1 pseudogene is annotated in these 458 nt (G+C 64.2%); it reads left to right on the top strand.

Annotated elements, in window-relative coordinates:
* Positions 1-253: 253 nt before the first annotated feature.
* Positions 254-458, top strand: a pseudogene (locus tag A6V37_RS41830) (beta-glucosidase); the annotation flags it as partial.

Below are 458 nucleotides of genomic sequence, written 5' to 3' on the forward strand. Positions count from 1 at the left end.
TGGAGGTCAAGGAGAAGAAGGAGGAGGCATCATGAGAAGGACGAGGACAGAGATAGGAAGTGACGCGCGGAGGGGGAGGGTGGGTGGGGTGTCGAGTGTGGTAGGGGAGGTGGTAATGTCGGTGAGACTGAATCACCAGATCAGGCTGAGGGTGTGCGGAGGGGGCGGGGAGAGGTGGGGCGAGTGACGGAGCTGGGGTGCGGGGAGTAAGGTCGGAACGAAGAAGGGCAGCGCAATGGCAGCGGGGGGTGTGGTGGCTCTGGGGTGGTACGAGGACAGGCAGGCGGGAACGGAGGCGGGGGGCGCGAGCGGCCACCGGGTAGGGAAGAGTGGCGTGATGCAGGTGCAAGGGTATTACGGGGGCGGTGGTAGGGAGAATACGTGGGGCGTGACGGGTACGAAATGGAACGTTCTGCAGACCCTGCACAAGGGGTACATCGGCCCGATCATGTGCAGGG

It is taken from the genome of Paraburkholderia ginsengiterrae (assembly GCF_001645125.1).
In the GTDB taxonomy this organism is placed as follows: Bacteria; Pseudomonadota; Gammaproteobacteria; order Burkholderiales; family Burkholderiaceae; genus Paraburkholderia; species Paraburkholderia ginsengiterrae.